This window comes from Streptosporangium sp. CA-135522 (assembly GCF_050949235.1).
Taxonomy (GTDB): Bacteria; Actinomycetota; Actinomycetes; order Streptosporangiales; family Streptosporangiaceae; genus Streptosporangium.
In genome coordinates this window covers 760,975-780,838 of the sequence record NZ_CP192026.1, presented here as the reverse complement: position 1 = coordinate 780,838, position 19,864 = coordinate 760,975, and the positions used below count along the sequence as shown (strand labels likewise).

Here is a 19,864-nt window from a genome sequence, read left to right as displayed (position 1 = left end):
GGCCCATACCGGCCCGAGACGGGGGTTGATCGGATGGAGTCCTCCGAAGAGGGCACCGCAGGCGACTTGACCAGCACCGCCCCTCCGATTCCCGTCGAGCGCGGCAGGCTCGTGGGGCTGGACGGGATCCGCGGCGTGGCGGCCCTGTTCGTCATGGTGCATCACTGCTGGCTGCTGTCCTTTCCCGGTTACCCGGCCAGCACCGGTCCGGGCTGGCTCGGCTGGCTTCTCTACGGGCACTTCGCGGTGGTCGTGTTCATCGTGCTGTCGGGCTTCTCGCTGGCCGTCTCCCCCGCCCGGTCGGGCTGGCGGCTGGGTGGTGCGCGCCGCTTCGCCCGGCGTCGCGCCTGGCGCATCCTCCCTCCCTACTGGGCCGCCCTGGCGTTCAGTCTGGTGATCGCCTGGACCCTGGTCTCCCAGCCGGGAGAGGGCGCCCCCACGGCCAAGTCGGTGCTGGTCTACGGCCTGTTGCTGCAGGACCTCTTCGGCGCGCCCAGCCCCAACGGGGCCTTCTGGTCCATCGCCGTGGAGGCCCAGCTCTACCTCGCCTTCCCTCTGCTGCTGCTGGTCCTGCGCCGGGCCGGCGCGATCGTGATGCTGGTGGCCGTCACCGTGGTCGTGGCGGCGATCGGGGTGCTGGCGCCCAGCGTGCACCTCGTCGACATGCTGATGCGGCTGACTCCCCAGTTCGCCGTGCTGTTCGCGGTGGGCGTGGTCGCCGCGGGCGTCATCGGCGCGGGCGAGCGCGCACGGCGGCTGCCCTGGCACTGGCTGGCGCTGCTCGCCGCGGTCCCGGTGTTCGCGGTGATCGTGATACGGGGCTCCGTCTGGACGGTGGAACACTACTTCTGGATCGACATCGCGCTCGGCCCCGCCGTCGGCCTGCTGCTGGCGGGGGTGGTGACGGGCCGGCCGGCGCCCCTGGTCCGGCTGCTCGACCTGCGGCCGATCCGGACCCTGGGCTCCTTCTCCTACACGCTCTACCTGATCCATGCCCCGATCGTCGTGGTGCTGTTCCAGATGGTCGTCGCTCCGCACCTGCCGACCGGCCTTCCGTCGTTCCTGACCGTCCTGGCGATCGCCGCACCGGTGAGCCTGCTGACGGCCCGGGCGTTCGCCGCCGTCTTCGAGCTCCCGTTCCAGCGTCACCGCAGCCGGTCCGCACTGCGCGCGGCGGTCCGGGCCAGGCTGGCGCGGATGCGCGCGGCCGTGCGCCCCGCGCCGTAGGCGCCGGCGACACGGACGACAGAACGGCACGGACGGCACGGACGAAGCTGGGCAACGTTGGGCGACGTTGGGCGACACGAACCACGCCGGACGACACGGACGAGACCGTCAGCTCACCCGGGCCCGAGCCTCCGCCTCGTACTCCAGCGCCAGCTCCTCCGGCATCGGGTCCAGGTCGGTACAGCGCACGAAGTCGCGCAGGGTGGTGCCCGTGCACGCCGCGTCCACGTTCGCCGCGCCCCGGCGCGCGCGCACGTCGTCGATGTTCACGGTGCGGAAGTCGATGCTGAAGCGGGTCCTGCCCGAGGTGTTGGGGACCGTCGAGTGCAGCTGCGCGCCGGAGAACAGCATCACCCCGCCGGGCTCGGGCACCACCCGGACCTGCGGATCGAGCTCGACCTGCTCCTCCGGCCGGGGCTGCTGCCTGGTGTCGCTGCGCACGTGCTGGGCCGCGGTGAGCCGGCTGGTCTGGTTCCACTCGGCGTAGTCGTAACGGGCGCTGCCGTTGCGGACCGGGTGGTCGAAATACTTCGGGTGGAAGGCCATCACGTTCTCCGGAACCACCGGGTAGATCGGGATCCACCAGTTGAGCTGGTTGAACGGCGCGGAGTACCAGCAGTCGCGATGCGGGTGGAAGGCGTAGGAGATGCCGGAGGTGAGGTAGTCGTTGGAGGTGGAGGTGCGCAGCCGCGGAACGTCGAAGTAGGTCCGGTCGAGCGAGCAGCCGAGATCCTCCAGTACGGCCGGCAGCAGCTCCTTGCACCGGGGGTGATGGATGAACCTCGGCTTGAGCTCGGCGAGCAGGGCCGCGAACTCCTCGACCGGCATGTCGAACTGGGCGGTCTCCGGATCACGACCGCCGAACGCCTCGGTGATCAGCTCATGGGCGAGGCCGACGAGCTCCTTGGAGGCCGGCGTCGCGGAGTAGGTGAACACCTTCCCCTCGTAGAGCAGGCCGCGCCGGGTGTCGTCGTCCACCACGCTGTTGGAAAAGACAGTGGTCATCCTGACGTCTCTCCTTGTTCGCCGTCCGCGACCCGCCGGCCATGGCCCGCCGGCCGCATCCTGTGACTCGCGGTTCGTCTTCTCGGTCCGTGCTTGGTACTTGGTGCTTGGTGCCTCGGGTTCGGGGACCCGGCCGGCCTCTCGTGACTCCGGCCGCCGATCAGCGCCCGGCCGCGGACCGCTGGGGAAGCCGGCCCTTCAGGACGAGCTCGGTCGCCATCCGCCCGAGTTTGCGGCTGCGATGGGACACGGTCCGCTGCTGGCGGCGGGCGTACATCCGGTGCACGGCGGCACGCGCGCGACGGCGCTGCCGCTCGTCGAGACCCGACTCCCGCACCAGGTTCAGCAACTCCATGTACTGCAGGGTCATCGAGAAGTGCGACTGCCAGGCGGGCACCCCGAGGCGGCGTCCGATCACCCCGATGCGCTCGTGCTTCCAGTGGCGATGGGCGAGCACCTCGGGCACGTGGCCCCACGGACCGGCCAGTGCCAGCTTCGCGGCGAACACCTCGTCCTCGCGGAGCATGTTGCGCCGCGGGATGTCCACGACGCGATCGCGGCGCATCAGGCCGTACAGGGGATCGATCAGCAGGTGGCTCTCGTTGAGCATGCGCAGCATCTCGGCGAACCGGTCGGCCGGGTCGTCGGACAGCAGCCCCGTCCCCTCGTAGACGCCGGTCTGGGTGGTGCCGTCGGGATCGGTGTAGGACACCTGCGTGGTGACCAGGATGAGCCGCTCGTCCTGGGCGAAGGCGCGCAGCGAGCGGGAGACGCAGTCGGGCGCCAGCCAGTCGTCGTCGCCGACCCAGCGGAAGAACGCCCCCCGGGCGACCCGTCCGGCGTGGATGAAGTTGTTGAGCAGCCCCACGTTCTGCGGCTGCCGGTGGTAGGCGATCCGGCCGTCGGATCGCGCCAGCTCCCGGCAGAGCTCCTCGGTGTCGTCGGTGGAGGCGTTGTCGCAGATCACCAGCTCGATGTTCCGGTGGTCCTGGGCCAGCACCGATTCGACCACGCCCTCCAGCCTCGCGGCGCCGTTGCGCACCGGCAGTCCGACGGACACCAGCGTGTTGGAATCAACCATCCGATTTCCTTCTCGAATCAGCGGGAGCGTGCGGGGATCAGGTCGCTCACCCTGCCGCCCAGCTGCTTGAGCGCGGCCTGCGGCACGACGATGAGGATGAAGGTGAGCAGTCCCGTGCCGCCCGCCACGCACAGTTGGACCAGCGCGACGCCGTGGATGAGCTGGGCCAGCGCCGTCATGACGACCGCCGCGACCACGCCGCCCAGCAGCGGGCGCACCAGTGCGGAGGCGATCGGGGCGAGTGCCACTCCCGCCCGGTGCAGGGCCAGCGTCGCCAGCGGCAGCGCGACGAGGACGGCGACCGCAGCGTGCCCGATCGCCGCTCCCTGGATGCCGTCCACGCGTGCGCCGACCATCAGCGCGGGCACCAGCACCACCGCCCAGCCGAGGTTGAGCCAGACGGTGGCCTTGGTGGCGCCCATCGCGGCCAGGATGTCGAACGCCAGGGCGGTCAGCATCCGCACCACCATCAGGATCGCCAGGAAGCTCAGCACCTCGGCGGCGGGCGCCCAGCGCTCGCCGTACAGGAACACCACCACCGCGGGGGCGAGCGTGCCCAGCACGATGGCGACCGGCAGCACGATGGAGACCAGCAGCGGCACCGCGCGCCGCACGCCCAGCGACAGCGACTCCTCGTTCTCCTCGGCGAGCCGGGAGAAGCTGGGCAGGGCGACGTAGCGTACGGCGGTGCCGATGAGGCCCGGCACCCAGCTGGAGATGTTGAAGGCCAGCAGGTAGAAGCCGAGCAGGGTGATGCCGAGCACGTCGCCGACGATGACGTAGTCGGCGTTCAGCAACACCCCCTCGATGCCGAGGCTGAGGCACAGCGGCAGCCCGAACACCAGCAGCTTCCTGGCGACCGCCCGGTTCATGCCGAGCTTGATCCGCACCCCGGCGTAGGCGACCACCAGCACCCCGGTGACCGCGGCGCCGCAGAGCTGCCCCCAGGCGAAGCTGAAGGCCCCGGCGCCGTCGGCGGCCAGCAGGATGGACACCGGTGCGTTCACCAGGAAGCCCACCAGGTTCGCCTTGGTCAGCTTGTCCTGCTCGAACCTGCGCAGCAACGCCGCGCTGCGCACCGCGGTCAGGCCGTAGACGACGTTGGTGGCGCTGAGCACCCGGATCACCCAGGTGGCGTCCTCGCTTCCGGAGGCCTGGGCGAAGTAGGGGGCGATGACCCAGAACACCGCGTACAGGGCGGTGCTGGAGGCGATGGCCACGACCGTCGCCGTGGGCGCCATGTCCTCCAGCTTGCCCCGCCACTGCACGGTGGCCGCGATGATGCCGGCGTCGTTGATGTGGATGACGAACTGGCTGGCCGCCATTGCGATGGCGTAGACGCCGAAGTCCTCCGGCACCAGCAGGCGGGCGAGGACCAGGCTCATGGCGAACGAGCCCACCCTCATGACCAGGTTGCCGAGCACGCTCCAGCGCAGCCCGCGACCGGCCTGGCGGCCGATCTCCCCCACCTGGGAGGTGGCCGCGTCCGGCCCTTCGGGCTCCGCGTGCGCCGCGACCGGCTCCGCACCCTGTCTGTCTTCCATCTCTTACCTTTCACAGCCACCTGCCGAACCGCGACCGCCGCCTCAGCGCCCCGATTCGGTCAGGCGGGCTCCTCGATCCGCTCCAGCCAGATCTCCCGCCAGAACGGGATGAACTCCCGGGGACAGCTGACGGTGTAGGCGCCCGCGCACACGATGCCCTCCAGGACGATGCACGGGTTCTTCATCTGGAGCATCCGGCCGGTCTTCTCATCGATGCATCGATCGACCCGCGAGAGCACCCGCGCCGTCTGCCCGCAGTAACGCGACATCTCCTCCTCGAACCCCATCCCGCGATTGAGCAGGTCCTGGTTGAGGGTCGCGACGATCTCCTCCTTGGACTTGATCCGGACGAGCTCTCCCGGCTGGAGGTCGAGGACGACACTCGGCGTCGCACCGACGAGCCGTCCCTTGACGAACCCCCACCGGAGGCCTCCCTTGATGCGCAGCCAGCTTGGCAGCATCCGTCCGCTGCGGTCCTGGAAGCGGTTGAAAAGGCCGACGAGGAAGGCGCGCAACGTGAAGAAGGGGCCCGCGTTGCCGGTGCGCACATCCGTGACGTACTGCCGCAGGTCCTTCAGCGGCAGGCAGGTGGGCGCGGCCCGCAGCAACTCGGTGGCCTGGCAGGAGAAGCGTTCCTCCCCGTCCGGGCCGGGTTCCTTCCTCGCGGAGGCCTCGACGATCGGCAGGAGGCGGCGGCCGGCCGCGAGGCCTCCCGCGCCGCCGGGCGTCACGGAGTCGAGTGCGCCGCCGGCCTCGGTGCCGGGGCCGGGCGAGGTGGGCGCCGGAGGATCGCCGGGCTCCACCCGCTTGAGCCAGGCTTCCTTCCAGTAGATCAGGCAGGCCGTCTGGCAGCCGCCGTGCGCCTGGCCGCCGCAACGCGACCCGGTCAGGTGGACGGCGCGCTCCATCCGCCGCATGCCGGTGCGGCTGATCGTGTCGCACAGCTTGTGCGCCACCTTGTGCACGGTGAGGCGCTGCCCGCAGAAGGCCAGCATCTCCGGCATGAAGGGCAGATCCTCCAGTTCGCCCTTCTCGTCGAGCGTGGCCAGGATCTCGGCCTCGCTGAGCACCTCCACCGTCTCGCCGACCCGAAGGTTGAGCACCTCCGGATTCACGATGGTCTGGACCCGCGTCATCTCTGTTGCTCCTTGACCAGTCCTGCACCACGCAGGGCCTGTGCCGCATCCGCCACGGCGGCGAAGGGCAGGTCGGACCGTTCCGCGATGTCGAGCAGGCTGTGCTCTCCGTCGGAGAGATTCAGCACCCACAACATCGCCATCTGTGCCTGTTTGGTATCACTGCGACCGCCCAGCGACCCGTACAGGCCCCGCCTGCCGAGTTGCGGCTCGCCGTACGGGCTGAGGTTGACGTAGTGACGGTTGCGCTCCAGCACCCGGGTGACCTCCCAGCAGGCCTCCAGGGTGTCCGTCATCGCCTCGAGCGAAACGAAGTCCGGATTGTCGGCCGAGGTGTGGTATTCCGGGTAGCCGGCGTACGGTGTGCGGGTCAGGGAGCCGACCGGCAGGTTGAACCCGGGCGAGCAGAACTGCCGCTCGTCGTAGCCGTACGGGGAGAAGTCCACGATCTCGTGGGGCCGCCCCGAGGTCCGCAGGACGTGCCGCACCGCCCGGTCGATCTCCGCGTCCCCGCGCCTGCTGCGCTTGTAGGTCAGCGCGCCACTGTCTCCGGCGCAGGCGAGCACGAGCCCGTGCTTGACCCTCCCGACGCGCTCCTGGTTACGCGCCAGCCAGGTGATCGCGCCGATCGTGCCCGGCATGAACAGGAAGCGGTAGGTGTACCAGGGGCGGGCCTCGGCCAGCCGCCGCGCGAGCTCGGTCGCCACGACGATGCCCGCCAGGTTGTCGTTGGCCAGCGAGGGGTGGCACACGTGGCAGGAGACGATCACCTCGTCGGAGACCTGGCCCGGCACCACGTGCTCGCCGTAGGTCAGGTGGCCGTCGGCCAGCGTCGAGTCGATCATGACCTCGTAGTCGCCGTCCGGCAGGCCCGCCAGGGTGTTCTCCGACAGGCAGAACCCCCAGGTCTCCGCGTAGTAGCTGGTCCGGTACGGGATCAGGTCGGGTTGCTCGGGCAGCGTGTGCAGATGTCCGCGCAGCTCCCGCAGGGACATGGTGGCCGACACCGGAACGCTGTAGCCGACCACGTGCAGGTTGGACCGCGCGAAGTCGACCACCCGGGCGCCCGAGGCGTCCTTGATGTAGGCGTCGCGGATGTTCCACTCCCTGGGGACCGTCCAGTCGAGGACCTCGGTCCCCGTCGGCACCTCGTGGATGCGCAGCGGGACGGACTCCCCGACGATCTCCAGCGTGCGGCGCACCCCGTCGCCGGTGATGCTCCGGCACAGCGGGTAGAGCCGCTCGACCAGGGCGTGCATCTCACGCCCCACGGTCTCAATCGTCACCGGCGGCCGCCTCGTGCGGGCGCAGCGCGTCGTCGACGGTGCCCTCGGCGCGCCGGGCCGACAATCGCGCGAGCCTGGTGAAACGGTGCTGGAAATCGTGCTCGGTCAGGCCGAACCGCTTGTAGGCGTCGACCAGCTCGACCGCGCCCTCCTTGACCGTCCAGCGTGCCTGGTAGCCGGGCAGCGCCGCGCGAACGCGCGAGAAATCCACCCGGTAGGAGCGCGGATCCGCCCCCGCCTCGCCGGTGATCACCAGCTCGGAGCCGGGCACCGCCTCGACGACCTCGGCGGCGATCTCCGCCACGGTCACGTTGTTCCGCTCGGTGCCCACGTTGAACGCCCTGGCGTGTACGGCCTCCCGGGGGGCGGCCAGGGCCAGGACGAAGGCGTCCGCGATGTCGCGGGCGTGCACCAGCGGCCGCCACGGGGTGCCGTCGGACAGCACCCGCACCTCGTTCGACAGCAGCGCGTGTCCCACGAGGTTGTTCAGCACGATGTCGGCGCGCAGCCGGGGCGAGAACCCGAACGCGGTGGCGTTGCGCATGAACACCGGGGTGAAGTCGTCGTCGGCCAGCTTGACCAGGTCGTCCTCGACGCGGACCTTGGACTCGGCGTAGGGGGTCACCGGACGCAGCGGCGCGTCCTCGTCGACCAGGTCGTCGCCGCCCGAGGCGCCGTAGACCGAGCAGGTGGAGGCGTACAGGAACCGGCGCACGCCCGCCTCACGGGCCAGCCGGGCCAGGTGCACCGAGGCGTGGTGGTTGATGTCGTAGGTCAGCTGGGGCGTCAGCGAACCCAGCGGGTCGTTGGACAGCGCGGCCAGGTGCACCACGGCGTCCACCCCCGCAAGCTCACCGGCGGTGACGTCCCGCAGGTCGACCGAGTGGCCGCGGGGATCGTCGGGCACGGGTCCCAGGACGCAGTCGGCGAACAGCCCCGAGTCCAGGCCGATCACCTCGTGGCCCGCCTCGGCGAGCGCCGGGGCCATCACACTTCCCAGGTAGCCCTGGTGCCCGGTCAGCAGCACGCGCATCCGGTTCATCCTCCAGCCAGATCGATGGTCATCTTGTTGACGTGGAACGCCTCCGCGTAGCGAGCGTGACACTCGATTCCGCGGATGCGGGCCAGCCCGAGGAACGCCTCGCGGTCGTACCAGGGACGTCCTTGTTGTGAGGGGTAGTGCCGTTGGAGCAGGGTCACCTTCGCCTCCGCCACTTCGGGCGTGAGCGGCTGGTAGACCGACGGCCGTCCGAGGTCGCCGTCCCACTTGACGATCTCGTAGCCGAGCACCTGGTGGTCGCGGAAGGCCGTGGGCACCAGCCGGGCCAGGCCGCGGTGGTCCTGGTGGGCGTCCCCGGGGTGCGGGGCGAACAGCAGGTCCGGGTCGGTGCGCGCGCGCAGTTCCTCCACGGCGCCCTTCGCCTCGTCCCAGTGCGCGGGCAGCCGTCCGTCGGGCAGCTTCAGCACGGTCAGCCGGAGGTCGGCGCCGGGGCAGAAGGCGGACAACGCCGCGTGCTCCTCGTCCTCCCGTTCGGTGCCGCCGCCGGAGAGCACCAGCGCGTCCACCCGTACGCCTGGGCGGGCCGAGCAGGCCGTCAGCAGGCTGCCACCCGCGCCGATGGCGATGTCGTCGCAGTGGGCGGCGAGCAGCGCGATGCTCCCCACCCCGCCCGCCGCGGCGTTCACGGTCGTTGCGGCCGGCCGGAATCCGATCATGCGGTCCGCACCGCCGATTCGCGCTCCCACAGCGCCCATGGCCGGTCGCCGCGCGAGTAGGCCTCGTCGAGGGCGACCCGCTCCTTGACCGTGTCGGTCGGCCGCCAGTAGCCCCGGTGGGGGTAGGCGAGCATCCGGCCGCGTTTGGCGAGCTCGGCGCAGCCGTCCGCGACGAGGTCGCCGCCCGGCGGGATGTGGTCGAAGACCTCCTGGCGAAGCACGAAATATCCGCCGTTGACCCAGAGTGGCATCTCGCTGACCGGCGTGATCCCGCCGACCAGCCCGCTCTCGCCCAGCTCGACGCAGTGGAAGGTGTCCGACGGCGGCACGACCATCATGGAGGCGCCCGCGTCGGACGCGGCGAAGCGGTCGATGATCTCCGGCAGCGGCGCGTCGGTGAGCACGTCGGCGTAGTTGGCCAGGAACATCTCCTCGCCGTCCAGGTGGTCGCGGACCCGGCGCAGCCGCTCGCCGATCGGCGACTCGATCCCGGTCTGCACGAACGAGATCGACCACTCGGAGATGTCGGTGGACAGCAGCTCGACCTTCCCGCCGCGCAGGACGAAGTCGTTGGAGGTGGTCTCCTGGTAGTTCAGGAAGAAGTCCTTGATGTGATGCGCCCCGTACCCCAGGCACAGGATGAATTCGGTGTGCCCGAAGTGCGCGTAGTAGCGCATCACATGCCAGATGAGCGGCCGGGGACCCACGAGCTGCATGGGCTTGGGCGCGTCACCGGGGGTGCCGGTGCGCATCCGGGTTCCGTACCCGCCGCAGAAGAGGACGACCTTCACGGGTTCACCTCGACGATCTCCAAGCCGGGGATGGGGAAGACCAGCCGGCCTCCCCAGGCGTGCACGAAGGACAGCTGGCCGGTGAGCTCCTCGCGGAGGTTCCACGGCAGGACCAGCACGTAGTCGGGCCGGTCCTCGGCGATCCGCTCGGGCGGCAGGATCGGGATCCGCGTGCCCGGAGTGAATCGGCCGTGCTTGTAGGGGTTGCGGTCCACCGTGTACTGGAGCAGGTCGGCCCGCACCCCGCAGTGGTTGAGCAGCGTGTTGCCCTTGCCCGGCGCGCCGTAGCCCACCACGGTCTTGCCCTGCTCCGCCGCCTCTACGAGGAATTTCAGCAGTTCCCGCCGCACCCGGGCCACCCGGGCGGCGAACTCGGTGTATCCGGCGAGCTCGTGCAGGCCCGCGGCCTTCTCCGCGGCGAGCACCTGGCTCACCCGCTCACCCGGCTCGCCGGCCGCCTCCTGCGGCCGCGCCCACAGGCGGATCGAGCCTCCGTGGGTGGGCAGCAGCTCCACGTCCACGAGCGACAACCCGCCGGCGGCCAGGGCGCGCTGCGCCGAGGCGACCGTGTAGTACTGGAAGTGCTCGTGGTAGATCGTGTCGTACTGGTTGTGCTCCATCAGGGTGAGCAGGTGCTGGACCTCGATGGAGACCCATCCGTCGTCGGCCACCAGCGCCCGCAGACCCTCGGTGAACCCGACGACGTCGGGGATGTGGGCGTAGACGTTGTTGGCCACCACGAGGTCGGCGGGCCCGTGCTCCTCGCGCACCGCGGCACCGGTCTCCGGGCCGAGGAACGCCGTGACGGTCGGCACCCCCCGGTCCCTGGCCGCCTGGCCGACGTTCTTCGACGGCTCGACGCCCAGGCACCGGATGCCCCGGCCGACCACGTGCTGCAGCAGGTATCCGTCGTTGCTGGCCACCTCCACCACGAACGAACCCTCGTCCAGGCCCAGCCGCTCGACCGCCCCGCCGACGAACTCCCGCGCGTGCTCCACCCAGGAGGTCGAGTAGGAGGAGAAGTAGGCGTACTCGGTGAAGGTGTCCTCCGGCGTGATCAGCGGCGGGATCTGCGCCAGCCAACAGCCCGTGCACACCCTCAGGTGCAGCGGGTAGGTGACCTCGGGCTCGTCAAGCTGCTCGGCGGTGAGGAACCGCTCGCAGGGGGGTGTCGCCCCGAGGTCGACGACGCTGGCCAGGCTCGTCGAGCCGCATAGCCGGCAGGTTGTCATCAATACGCTCCCTCGCCGCGGAACGCGGCTCGACCGATCTGTTTCAAGGTCACTTCAGCGGGCGCGAACCCTGGGTTCTCGCCCGATCTTTCGGCGGTGTCACACCGGTCCGCTATGACATGCTTCGGCCCATGGAACCCCTCAGCATCGACGGAACCTGGTGTCATACGCCGCGCATCCACGCCGACCCCCGGGGTGCGTTCCTGGAGAGCTACCGCTCCGCCGACCTGGAACGATCCGTCGGGCATCGGCTGGATCTCGCCCAGGTCAACTGCTCGGTGTCCAGCCGAGGCGTGCTGCGGGGCGTCCATTTCGCCGACGTGCCGCCCGGCCAGGCCAAGTACGTCACGTGCGTCTCCGGGGCCGTCCTCGACGTCGTCGTGGACATCCGTGTCGGCTCGCCCACCTTCGGCCGGTGGGAGGCCGTGCGCCTGGACGACGAGTCCCGGCGCGGTCTCTACGTCGCCGAGGGGATCGGCCACGCGTTCATGGCGCTCAGCGAGCAGGCCACGGTCGTCTACCTGTGCTCCCAGCCCTACGCCCCCGGGCACGAGCACGGGATCCACCCTCTCGACCCGGCGGTCGGGATCGACTGGCCCGCCGACGTGGAGCCGCTCCTGTCGGACAAGGACGCCGCCGCCCCCACCCTCAAGGAGGCCCTGGACGCGGGGCTGCTGCCGGACCACGGCGCCTGCCTGGCCCACTACGACCACCTCGCCGCGGCCGGTCGCGACCGCGCCCCTAGTCGTTGACGAGCACATCGGATTCCCGCAGCGCCTCTCGCCAGTCCCGCATCGGCGGCAGTCCCGCCCCGCTCCAGCGGTCGTGTCCCAGCACGCTGTAGGCCGGCCGCGGCGCGGGGCGCGCGAACTCCTTGGCGGAGACCGGGTTGATCCGGTCCGGGTCCGCGCCGACCAGCTCGAAGACCTCCCTCGCGAGGCCGTACCAGCTCGTCTGGCCGGAGTTGGTGGCGTGGTAGATCCCCGGCGGGGGTGCGGCGCGCCCCAGCTCGACGATCCAGCCGGCCAGGTCACCGGCCCAGGTGGGCTGGCCGAGCTGGTCGTCGACGACGTCCAGGACCGGCCTGGTCCGCTCCAGGCCGGCTATCGTGCGGACGAAGTTCTTTCCGGCCGCGCCGTACAGCCAGGCGGTCCGCACGACGTAGCCGGTCTCGGGCAGCACCTCCAGCACGGCGCGCTCGCCGGCCAGCTTGGTGCGCCCGTAGGCGTTGACCGGGCAGGGCCGCGCGTCCTCGTGGTAGGGGTCCAGCGCGGTCCCGTCGAAGACGTAGTCGGTGGAGGGCTGGATCATCCGCGCGCCCAGGCGCTCGCACGCCTCGGCCAGCGCCCGGGTTCCGTGCCCGTTGACGGTGAGCGCCTCCGCCTCGCGCGTCTCGGCGTCGTCCACCGCCGTCCACGCCGCGCAGTTCACCACGACGTCCGGTCGGCACGCCGACACCAGATGCTGTACGGCGGACGCGTCCCGCAGGTCGAGCTCGTCTCTGCGAAGCGCCAGGACGGCCTCTCCCGCGGCCTTCAGGCGGCCCGACAGCTCGGTCGCGAGCATGCCGGAGGCGCCGGTGACCAACCACCGGGTCATGCGGTCTCCTCGCCCCTTCGCCCGGCGCCGGTGGCCACGAGCGCCTCGTCGTGGTCCGCGGCGGCCTGCCACCAGCCGGGGTTGTCGGCGTACCAGCGGACGGTGTCCGCCAGGCCCTGGTCGAACGGGATGCCCGGCCGGTAACCGAGCGCCCGCAGCCGGGAGTCGTCCAGGGAGTAGCGGCGGTCGTGCCCCTTGCGGTCCTCGACGTGCTCGACCATGTCCCAGCCGGCGCCGCAGGCCTCCAGCAGGCGGGTGGTGAGCTCGACGTTGGTCAGCTCCGCCGTACCGGCGATGTGGTAGACCTCGCCGGGCTCGCCGCGCTCTGCGACGAGGCGGATGCCCGCGCAGTGGTCGTCGACGTGGATCCAGTCCCTGACGTTGCCGCCGTCGCCGTAGAGCGGGACCTTGCGCCCCCGCAGGAGGTTGGTGATGAAGAGCGGGATCACCTTCTCCGGATACTGGTTGGGCCCGTAGTTGTTGCCGCAGCGCGTGATGGAGACCGGCAGGCCGTGGGTGACCGCGTAGGCGAGAGCGATCATGTCACCGCCCGCCTTGGCCGCGGAGTACGGCGAGCGCGGCCGTACCGGTGCGTCCTCCTTCCAGGAGCCGACGTCGATGGATCCGTAGACCTCGTCGGTGGACACCTGCACGACGCGCGGGGTGCCCGCGTCGAGGCAGGCCTGCATCAGGGTCTGCGTGCCGAGCACGTTGGTCCGCACGAACTCCCCGGCGCCGTCGATGGACCGGTCCACGTGGGACTCTGCCGCGAAGTTGACGACGACGTCGTGGCCGGGCACCACGTCGGCCAGGAGCCCGGCGTCGCAGATGTCGCCGTGCACGAAGTCGTGGGCGGCCCCCTCCAGGTTCGCCGGGTTACCGGCGTAGGTGAGCTTGTCGAGAACGGTCACGGCGACACCGTCCGCGCTGAGCATGCGGACGTAGTGGGAGCCGATGAAACCGGCCCCACCGACGACCAGGATCTTCATGAGCTGATCTGAACCTTGCTGTGATCGCCCAGCACGAGGCGGTGGGCTCTGGGGGTGGTGGGGGCGGGGGTGACCTCGACGTCGTGACCGATGAGCGAGGCCTCGATCCGGGACACCCCGGAGATCGAGGATCTGGGTAACACGATCGAGTATTCGATCTCGCTCTCCCTGATCACGCAGTCGGCCGCGATGGAGGTGAAGGGACCGACGTAGCTGTCCAGGACCCGGGCTCCGGCGCCGATGACGGCAGGGCCGACGATGCGGGAGCGCTCGACCACGGCCCCCGGCTCGACGACCACCCGGCCGATCAGCTCGCTGACGTCGTCGACCAGGCCGTCGACGCGGGCGTCCAGGGACTCCAGGACCAGCCGGTTGACCTCAAGCATGTCGGTGACGTTTCCGGTGTCCTTCCAGTAGCCGGATATGACGGTGGACTCGACCTCGTGCCCCTGCTGGATCAGCCACTGGATCGCGTCGGTGATCTCCAGCTCACCCCGCCACGACGGCTTGAGCTCGGCCACCGCCTCGTGGATCGCGGGGGTGAACAGGTAGACGCCGACGAGCGCGAGGTCGCTCTTGGGCTCGGCGGGCTTCTCCTCCAGCCCGACCACGCGTCCGGAGGCGTCGAGCTCCGCGACGCCGAACTGCCGGGGGTCGCCGACCCGGGTCAGCATGATCTGGGCGGACGGCCGGTCATGAACGAACCGGTCGACGATGCCGCTGATGCCGCCGACGATGAAGTTGTCGCCGAGATACATGACGAAGTCGTCGTCGCCCAGGTAGTCGCGGGCGATCAGCACCGCGTGGGCCAGCCCGAGCGGAGCCTGCTGGCGCAGGTAGGTCACCTGCAGGCCGAGCGCGGAGCCGTCGCCGACGGCCGCCTCGATCTCGGCCTGCGTGTCGCCCACCACGATTCCGATCTCCCTGATCCCGGCGGCGGCGATGGCTTCGAGCCCGTAGAAGAGCACGGGCTTGTTGGCCACCGGGACGAGCTGCTTGGCGGAGGTGTGGGTGATTGGCCGGAGCCGGGTGCCCGATCCCCCTGCGAGCACGAGTGCTTTCACTGCTAGTAGGCCCCTTCTCCGCGGGTGACGGCGCTCCAGGTTTTCCAGAGGATCTGCAGGTCCAGGAAGAGCGACCAGTTCTCGACGTAGCGCAGGTCCAGGCGGACCGACTCCTCCCAGGTCAGGTCGGAGCGGCCGCTCACCTGCCACAGGCCGGTCATGCCGGGCTTGACGACCAGGCGACGGCGCACGTCCTCGCCGTACTGCTTGACCTCCTCGGGCAGCGGTGGCCGCGGCCCGACGAGCGACATCTCCCCGTGGAGCACGTTGAGGAGCTGCGGCAACTCGTCGAGGGAGTAACGGCGGAGGAAGGCGCCCACGCGCGTGATCCTTGGATCGTTCCGCATCTTGAACAGCACGCCGTCGGACTCGTTGTGCCGCTGGAGTTCGAGTTTGAGCCGTTCCGCGTCGTTGACCATGGTACGGAACTTCACGACCTTGAACTCCCGGCCGCCTTTACCCACCCTGACCTGGCGAAACAGTGCAGGACCCGGGCTGGTCGCGCGGATCAGCACGGTGATGACCAGCATGGGAACGGACAGCGCCAGCAGGACCAGCCCCGCTCCGACCCGGTCGAAGAGGCTCTTGGCGAGATGTTTGGCACCGTCGAACTCGGGATGCTCGACGTGGAGCAGCGGCATGCCGGCCACCGGGCGGATGCTGATGCGCGGACCGGCCACGTCCATGAGCGCCGGCGCCACGAACAGGTCGGTGCGGGCGTCCTCCAGACCCCAGGCGAGCCGGCGCAGCGCGGCGCCGTCCAGCTCCGGGCAGGCCAGGATGGCGACGGCGTCGGCATTGACCTCGGCGACCACGTCGGCCACGTCGGTGAAGCCGCCGAGCACCGGGACCCCGTCGACGTCGATGGCCTCGTGACCGGCCGGCAGGCACGCGGCGACCACCGTCATCCCGTGATGCGGCTGCCTTCGCAGCTGCATCACCAGATCGAGCACCGACTCCCGATGCCCGACGGCGACCACCTGGCGCATGTATTCGCCGACGGATCGACGCCGGTGAAGCCGCTTGCGCATCCGGTAGCGGAAGATGACCGTGAGAACGAGGGCGAGCGGAAACATCGCCATGACGAAACTACGGGCGATCGTCGTCTGCGTGGCGTACGCCCCGATCGCGACGGCGGCCGTCAGACCGACCCCGCCGTCGAAGACCGCCCGGAACTCCTCTGTCCCCTCTCCGTGGGCGCGCTTGCGGTAAGCGCCTCCCACCGCCAGCGAGAACGGCCACGCCAGGGCGAGACCGAGCCCCAGCAGCGCCTCCGTTCCCGGAATGAACGCGCCGAACCAGAGCCGGACGCCCAGGACCGACTCACAGGCGATCACCGCACACGCGAGATCTCCTGCGAGCAGGATCCGCGCATAGGAACGTGTCCAGATGCTCGGAGCGGTGCGTACCGAACCGTTGAGGAGCGCAATAGCGGGCTCCTCTGTCCCCACCCTCATACCACCCCACCCTGACGCCCCAGCGTTAACAGATAACGGGACGCTCAACGCGTTTCAATGGTTGACAGGTTTCCCTAATGCATCAGGAGCGTGGATACCCGTAGAAATCCTAGTGATCAAGATCTGGCAGCGGAATAGCGTCCCACTGTCCACTACTGGCCGAAGTCGGGCAGACAGAACATCTTGACGGAACGGTCCAAACATGTAGGTTTTCCCACCGGATTCGACGAGGTCCGCCCCTCGCTCGCCGCGCGGCGGCCGGTGAGCAGCGGCCGGTGATCAGTCGTATTCGAAATCCGGAAAGGCGGAAGGCGGCTCGGGGCTGCGCCAGACGACGACGTAGTCGTCACGGGCGGCGTGCACCGCCTCACCGAGCCGGTCGAGGTCGAAGTCCGGGAGATAGCGGAGGCGGGTCAGGAAGGCGGTGTCGGTGGCCGACTTCGGCACCACGCACCCCTGACCGTCCCGATCCAGAAGTATGTACAGGATGTCTGATTCCGGGTCACCCCCTACCCGCACCTCGACGACGTCCTCCCACGCGAGGGCGTCGACGCTGCCGTCCGCATAGTGACGGGCCACGCCTTCTTCGGTGACATAGACGTAGGAGTCCGGCACTGAATTGCCGTGCATGGCCGCGATTGTGACGACTTCAGGGTGCCCGGTGCAATAGAAACGTCCAAGTCGGACGACCGGTCCGGGCCATGACCACGGACCGCCACCACGCGACCGTCTTGCGGCCCATCCGGTGACACGGTGCGACCGCGGCCGGCCCGTTCCGCCGACGGCCCATCGACGGCCCGTCTGTGGCTTGCCCGGCCCATCAGTGGCCCGTGGCCCGGCCGCCGGCGGCCCGCCGGCGGCCCGCCGCGGATCGCCGGCTCGCACCCCAGCCGTGGTCCAGCGGATCGCCGGCTCGCACCCAGCCGTGGTCCAGGGGATCGCTAGCTCGCACCCCAGCCGTGGTCCAGGTGGGCGGCGACGGCCCGCCTCGCGGTCTCCACCGGCCCCTGGCCGATCGCGTCGAGCAGGTCCCGATGCTCGGCGACCAGCATGTCCCGGTCGGCGTAGACGGTGCGCAGCCGTACCAGGCCGAGGCGGGTCTCGGTGGCCAGCGCGGCGTAGAGCCGCTCCAGCCTGGGGCTGCCCACCGCCACGATCAGCGCCTGGTGCAGCGCCATGTGCTCGGCCACCACCTCCGACCAGGAGGCGTCGCCGGGCAACTCGGCCATCCGGGTCAGTGCCCCGTCGGCCTCCTCGACCCGCCGCCCGGCCAGAGCGGTGGCCATGAGGTCCTCCAGCGGGCGCCGGACGAACATGAGGTCGTCCAGATCGGCCAGCGTCACCTCGGCCACCTGGGCGCTGCGGTGCCGTTCGCGCCTGAGCAGGCCTTCGTGCACGAGCACGGCCAGCGCCTCCCGCACGGTCGGCCGTGCCACGCCGTACAGGGTGGAGAGCTCCTGTTCCGGCAGCGTGGTGCCCGGGGCGATCTCGCCGGAGAGCACCCGGCGGCGCAGGGCGTCGGCGAGGGCGTTGACGGCGGAGACGGGACGGAGCGGAATGGTCACATCGACGACTCTATTGCCGCGCTCTCCACCCGGCGGCCGGAGCGCCGTTCGGGAAGGGCCACCACGGCCAGGCTCACCCCGAGCAGCAGCAGCCCCGTGATCGCGGTGGGCGTGAGCTGTTCGCCGAGCACCACCACGCCGAGCAGTGCGGCGACCGCGGGCTCGGTGAGGGCGAGGGTGGCGGCGGTCGCCACGGGAGTGGTGCGCAGGCCCCTGCCGTACAGGACGTAGGCCAGCGCGGTGGCGACGCATCCGAGATAGAGGGCGGTGAGCAGGCCGCGCGGCTCGGCGAGCCAGGCGGTGCCCGTCCACAGAAGGACGGGGAGCATCACGATCCCGGCCCCGCCGAACATGGCGCCCATCACCGCGCCGGAGGGGGCTCCCGCGCCGATCACCCGGGCCGCCGTCACCGCGTAGAACGCGTAGAGCAGGCCGCCGAGGAGGGCGAGCAGTATCCCGTCCACCCGTGCCTCGCCTCCACCGCCGGTGAGCACGGCACAGCCCGCGATCGCCACCGCGGTCGCCCCTGCCCAGCGCCGGGTGGGCGGGACCCGATCGAGCAGCCAGGACAGCAGGCCGGTGAAGACCGGGCCGCTGCCGATGGCGACCACGGTGCCGATGGCCACCCCGGTCCGGCTGACCGCGGCGAAGAAACACAGCTGGTAGGCGGCCACGGCCACCGCGGCCGGCACCAGCAGGCCCTTGCGCGGCAGGGATCGGAGAGCCGGCGCCGCGGCGACCGCGAGCACGAGACCGCCGACCACCAGACGGGCCGCGGCGAGGGAGACCGGATCGACGCCGGCGACGAGCAGTCCGGCGGTGCCTGCGGTGCCCCAGAGCACGGCGGCTCCGACAATGGCGAGCTTCATGGCTAAATTGTCTGACAACTAGACAATCTGGTCAAGTGCTCGCGGTACGGCAGCGCGTCCCCCGCGGTTTCCGGGGGCGCCCGCGGGTAACTTTGACCGGGTGAAGTCTCAGGGAGTGGCCGCGACCCTGGCGGCGATGACGCTGGCGGCGGTGACGCTGCTGAGTGGATGCTCGCCCGCCGGGTCGTCCGCCCGGCCGGGCACCGGCTCGGGCATCGGCTCGGACGTCCGGCCCACGGCGTCCGCCGGATCGGGCGGCCGGTCCACGACCTCGGCCAGGCCGGCCGTCACACCCCGTCCCGACGCGCGCGGCGCCCTGCCCGTCAGGGCGCTGTCCGCGCTGCCTCCCGAGGCCGCCACCACCTGGCGGCTGATCCGCGACGGTGGGCCCTTCCCCTACCCGCGCGACGGCGTGGTCTTCCAGAACCGGGAGCGCGTCCTTCCGATCAGGGCGCGCGGCTACTATCACGAATACACCGTGCCGACCCCGCGAAGGTCCGACCGGGGCGCCCGGCGGCTGGTCAGCGGCGACGGCGCCGGCGAGCTCTACTACACCGGCGACCACTACCGGTCCTTCGTCACCGTCGACGTGCGAAGGTGACCGGGTTGCCCAGGGGAACGTTCGAAGAGGGATCGCCGGCGGTGTTCGGTGCCAGGCGGCACACCGCCGCCACCCACCGGATCGACGGCTCGGCGGTCACCACCTCCGCCGAGGCCGTGGACGCGATCGCCGAGGCCCTGTCGTTCCCCGACTATTTCGGACACAACCTCGACGCGCTCTACGACTGTCTGACCGACCTGGCGTGGCTGCCGGCGGGCGAGCACCTGCTGTTCTGGCAGCGGGCATCGGCGCTGCGGACCGGCGACCGCCCGGCCTACGAGGCGATCCGCACCGTGCTGGCCGAGGCCGTCGCCGACGACGCCCCCGGCGAGGCCTTCCTTTCGGTCCTTCTCCTGACCGACTGAGCCGTCGCCACGCAGTGCGCGCAGAAGACCCCGTCCCGGCCCTCCGCACAGGTGCAGTACCAGCGCATCGCCCCGTCGACGGCCCGGAACTCCACGCGCGCGGCCCCGTCGTCCACCTCCGCCGTTACCAGTGACGGACTGAACCTGACCAGTTGCACCGCACCCGATCTCTCCAGCTCACCGCCTCGGACCAGCGCGGCCGGTGTCGCGCGGTCCACCTCCGGGCCGATCAGCTCCGCGATCCCCACCATGGTCTCCTCCCCCTCCTATAACAAAGACGTACTAGGGCAGGTGTTGGTTCGCAGTCCCGCGAAAGCTAAAAATCCTTTCTTGATAT

The 19,864-nt window shown here is 70.6% G+C and carries 21 protein-coding genes; 4 read left to right on the top strand and 17 right to left on the bottom strand.

The window, feature by feature from the left end; all coding sequences use genetic code 11:
• Positions 1-33 precede the first annotated feature (33 nt).
• The gene (locus tag ACQPYK_RS03860) at positions 34-1,227 is read left to right on the top strand and encodes an acyltransferase family protein (protein ID WP_433250264.1); all 1,194 of its coding nucleotides are present in this window, start codon (positions 34-36) and stop codon (positions 1,225-1,227) included.
• Positions 1,228-1,335: 108 nt separating this feature from the next.
• On the opposite strand, the gene ACQPYK_RS03855 is transcribed toward ACQPYK_RS03860, so the two are convergent.
• The 9 genes from ACQPYK_RS03855 to ACQPYK_RS03815 all read right to left on the bottom strand — a co-directional run bounded on the left by ACQPYK_RS03855 (position 1,336) and on the right by ACQPYK_RS03815 (position 11,018).
• Positions 1,336-2,232 (bottom strand): hypothetical protein, encoded by an 897-nt coding sequence (locus ACQPYK_RS03855; RefSeq protein WP_433250261.1) that lies wholly within the window; start codon positions 2,230-2,232, stop codon positions 1,336-1,338.
• A gap of 160 nt (positions 2,233-2,392) precedes the next feature.
• Positions 2,393-3,313 (bottom strand): glycosyltransferase family 2 protein, encoded by a 921-nt coding sequence (locus tag ACQPYK_RS03850; protein WP_433250258.1) that lies wholly within the window; start codon positions 3,311-3,313, stop codon positions 2,393-2,395.
• Between the two features lie 17 nt (positions 3,314-3,330).
• Entirely contained in the window at positions 3,331-4,857 is a 1,527-nt protein-coding gene (locus tag ACQPYK_RS03845) for an oligosaccharide flippase family protein (protein ID WP_433250255.1), read from the bottom strand.
• 59 nt (positions 4,858-4,916) lie between these two features.
• On the bottom strand, positions 4,917-5,993 hold the full coding sequence (locus tag ACQPYK_RS03840) for a hypothetical protein (protein WP_433250252.1): 1,077 nt from the start codon (positions 5,991-5,993) through the stop codon (positions 4,917-4,919).
• Positions 5,990-7,279, bottom strand: a complete 1,290-nt coding sequence (locus tag ACQPYK_RS03835) for a DUF4910 domain-containing protein (protein ID WP_433250249.1) — start codon at positions 7,277-7,279, stop codon at positions 5,990-5,992. The genes ACQPYK_RS03840 and ACQPYK_RS03835 overlap by 4 nt, the downstream gene beginning before the upstream one ends.
• Entirely contained in the window at positions 7,269-8,312 is a 1,044-nt protein-coding gene (locus ACQPYK_RS03830) for an NAD-dependent epimerase/dehydratase family protein (RefSeq protein WP_433250246.1), read from the bottom strand. Before ACQPYK_RS03830 ends, ACQPYK_RS03835 begins: the two co-directional genes overlap by 11 nt.
• 5 nt (positions 8,313-8,317) lie before the next feature.
• Complete coding sequence (locus ACQPYK_RS03825; RefSeq protein ID WP_433250243.1) at positions 8,318-8,995, bottom strand: PIG-L deacetylase family protein; 678 nt, start codon at positions 8,993-8,995, stop codon at positions 8,318-8,320.
• Positions 8,992-9,786 (bottom strand): sugar phosphate nucleotidyltransferase, encoded by a 795-nt coding sequence (locus ACQPYK_RS03820; protein ID WP_433250240.1) that lies wholly within the window; start codon positions 9,784-9,786, stop codon positions 8,992-8,994. The genes ACQPYK_RS03825 and ACQPYK_RS03820 overlap by 4 nt, the downstream gene beginning before the upstream one ends.
• The gene (locus ACQPYK_RS03815; RefSeq protein ID WP_433250237.1) at positions 9,783-11,018 is read right to left on the bottom strand and encodes a methyltransferase domain-containing protein; all 1,236 of its coding nucleotides are present in this window, start codon (positions 11,016-11,018) and stop codon (positions 9,783-9,785) included. Before ACQPYK_RS03815 ends, ACQPYK_RS03820 begins: the two co-directional genes overlap by 4 nt.
• A gap of 131 nt (positions 11,019-11,149) precedes the next feature.
• On the opposite strand from ACQPYK_RS03815, the gene rfbC reads away from it, so the two are divergent.
• Complete coding sequence (rfbC, locus tag ACQPYK_RS03810) at positions 11,150-11,770, top strand: dTDP-4-dehydrorhamnose 3,5-epimerase (RefSeq protein ID WP_433250234.1); 621 nt, start codon at positions 11,150-11,152, stop codon at positions 11,768-11,770.
• On the opposite strand, the gene rfbD is transcribed toward rfbC, so the two are convergent.
• The 7 genes from rfbD to ACQPYK_RS03775 form a co-directional block, all read right to left on the bottom strand.
• Entirely contained in the window at positions 11,760-12,617 is an 858-nt protein-coding gene (gene rfbD / locus ACQPYK_RS03805; protein WP_433250231.1) for a dTDP-4-dehydrorhamnose reductase, read from the bottom strand. The two genes, rfbC and rfbD, sit on opposite strands and share 11 nt — an antisense overlap.
• Positions 12,614-13,606: a dTDP-glucose 4,6-dehydratase gene (gene rfbB, locus ACQPYK_RS03800; protein ID WP_433250228.1), complete on the bottom strand. Its 993-nt coding sequence runs from the start codon at positions 13,604-13,606 to the stop codon at positions 12,614-12,616. The genes rfbD and rfbB overlap by 4 nt, the downstream gene beginning before the upstream one ends.
• Positions 13,603-14,670, bottom strand: a complete 1,068-nt coding sequence (locus ACQPYK_RS03795; RefSeq protein ID WP_433250225.1) for a glucose-1-phosphate thymidylyltransferase — start codon at positions 14,668-14,670, stop codon at positions 13,603-13,605. The genes rfbB and ACQPYK_RS03795 overlap by 4 nt, the downstream gene beginning before the upstream one ends.
• Positions 14,671-14,672: 2 nt before the next feature.
• Complete coding sequence (locus ACQPYK_RS03790; RefSeq protein WP_433250222.1) at positions 14,673-16,127, bottom strand: sugar transferase; 1,455 nt, start codon at positions 16,125-16,127, stop codon at positions 14,673-14,675.
• A 279-nt stretch (positions 16,128-16,406) separates the two neighbouring features.
• Positions 16,407-16,757, bottom strand: coding sequence for a hypothetical protein (locus ACQPYK_RS03785; protein ID WP_433250219.1), 351 nt, complete (start codon positions 16,755-16,757; stop codon positions 16,407-16,409).
• A gap of 311 nt (positions 16,758-17,068) precedes the next feature.
• Positions 17,069-17,692, bottom strand: a complete 624-nt coding sequence (locus tag ACQPYK_RS03780) for a GntR family transcriptional regulator (RefSeq protein WP_433250216.1) — start codon at positions 17,690-17,692, stop codon at positions 17,069-17,071.
• Positions 17,689-18,561: a DMT family transporter gene (locus ACQPYK_RS03775; protein ID WP_433250213.1), complete on the bottom strand. Its 873-nt coding sequence runs from the start codon at positions 18,559-18,561 to the stop codon at positions 17,689-17,691. The genes ACQPYK_RS03780 and ACQPYK_RS03775 overlap by 4 nt, the downstream gene beginning before the upstream one ends.
• 100 nt (positions 18,562-18,661) lie before the next feature.
• Here ACQPYK_RS03775 and ACQPYK_RS03770 point away from each other — a divergent pair, with 100 nt between their 5' ends.
• Together ACQPYK_RS03770 and ACQPYK_RS03765 are read left to right on the top strand one after the other, a co-directional pair.
• Positions 18,662-19,162 (top strand): ribonuclease domain-containing protein, encoded by a 501-nt coding sequence (locus ACQPYK_RS03770; RefSeq protein ID WP_433250210.1) that lies wholly within the window; start codon positions 18,662-18,664, stop codon positions 19,160-19,162.
• Positions 19,163-19,167: 5 nt separating this feature from the next.
• The gene (locus ACQPYK_RS03765) at positions 19,168-19,527 is read left to right on the top strand and encodes a barstar family protein (protein WP_433250207.1); all 360 of its coding nucleotides are present in this window, start codon (positions 19,168-19,170) and stop codon (positions 19,525-19,527) included.
• Here ACQPYK_RS03765 and ACQPYK_RS03760 read toward each other — a convergent pair.
• Positions 19,437-19,778, bottom strand: a complete 342-nt coding sequence (locus tag ACQPYK_RS03760; protein WP_433250204.1) for a hypothetical protein — start codon at positions 19,776-19,778, stop codon at positions 19,437-19,439. The genes ACQPYK_RS03765 and ACQPYK_RS03760 overlap by 91 nt on opposite strands.
• Between the last annotated feature and the right edge of the window lie 86 nt (positions 19,779-19,864).

Excerpts from the sequence above, each read along its gene's own strand:
- ACQPYK_RS03860 (WP_433250264.1), top strand. The coding sequence starts at position 34 with ATGGAGTCCTCCGAAGAGGGCACCGCAGGCGACTTGACCAGCACCGCC.
- ACQPYK_RS03855 (WP_433250261.1), bottom strand. The coding sequence starts at position 2,232 with ATGACCACTGTCTTTTCCAACAGCGTGGTGGACGACGACACCCGGCGC.
- ACQPYK_RS03850 (WP_433250258.1), bottom strand. The coding sequence starts at position 3,313 with ATGGTTGATTCCAACACGCTGGTGTCCGTCGGACTGCCGGTGCGCAAC.
- ACQPYK_RS03845 (WP_433250255.1), bottom strand. The coding sequence starts at position 4,857 with ATGGAAGACAGACAGGGTGCGGAGCCGGTCGCGGCGCACGCGGAGCCC.
- ACQPYK_RS03840 (WP_433250252.1), bottom strand. The coding sequence starts at position 5,993 with ATGACGCGGGTCCAGACCATCGTGAATCCGGAGGTGCTCAACCTTCGG.
- ACQPYK_RS03830 (WP_433250246.1), bottom strand. The coding sequence starts at position 8,312 with ATGCGCGTGCTGCTGACCGGGCACCAGGGCTACCTGGGAAGTGTGATG.
- ACQPYK_RS03825 (WP_433250243.1), bottom strand. The coding sequence starts at position 8,995 with ATGATCGGATTCCGGCCGGCCGCAACGACCGTGAACGCCGCGGCGGGC.
- ACQPYK_RS03815 (WP_433250237.1), bottom strand. The coding sequence starts at position 11,018 with ATGACAACCTGCCGGCTATGCGGCTCGACGAGCCTGGCCAGCGTCGTC.
- rfbC (WP_433250234.1), top strand. The coding sequence starts at position 11,150 with ATGGAACCCCTCAGCATCGACGGAACCTGGTGTCATACGCCGCGCATC.
- rfbD (WP_433250231.1), bottom strand. The coding sequence starts at position 12,617 with ATGACCCGGTGGTTGGTCACCGGCGCCTCCGGCATGCTCGCGACCGAG.
- rfbB (WP_433250228.1), bottom strand. The coding sequence starts at position 13,606 with ATGAAGATCCTGGTCGTCGGTGGGGCCGGTTTCATCGGCTCCCACTAC.
- ACQPYK_RS03790 (WP_433250222.1), bottom strand. The coding sequence starts at position 16,127 with ATGAGGGTGGGGACAGAGGAGCCCGCTATTGCGCTCCTCAACGGTTCG.
- ACQPYK_RS03785 (WP_433250219.1), bottom strand. The coding sequence starts at position 16,757 with ATGCACGGCAATTCAGTGCCGGACTCCTACGTCTATGTCACCGAAGAA.
- ACQPYK_RS03775 (WP_433250213.1), bottom strand. The coding sequence starts at position 18,561 with ATGAAGCTCGCCATTGTCGGAGCCGCCGTGCTCTGGGGCACCGCAGGC.
- ACQPYK_RS03760 (WP_433250204.1), bottom strand. The coding sequence starts at position 19,778 with ATGGTGGGGATCGCGGAGCTGATCGGCCCGGAGGTGGACCGCGCGACA.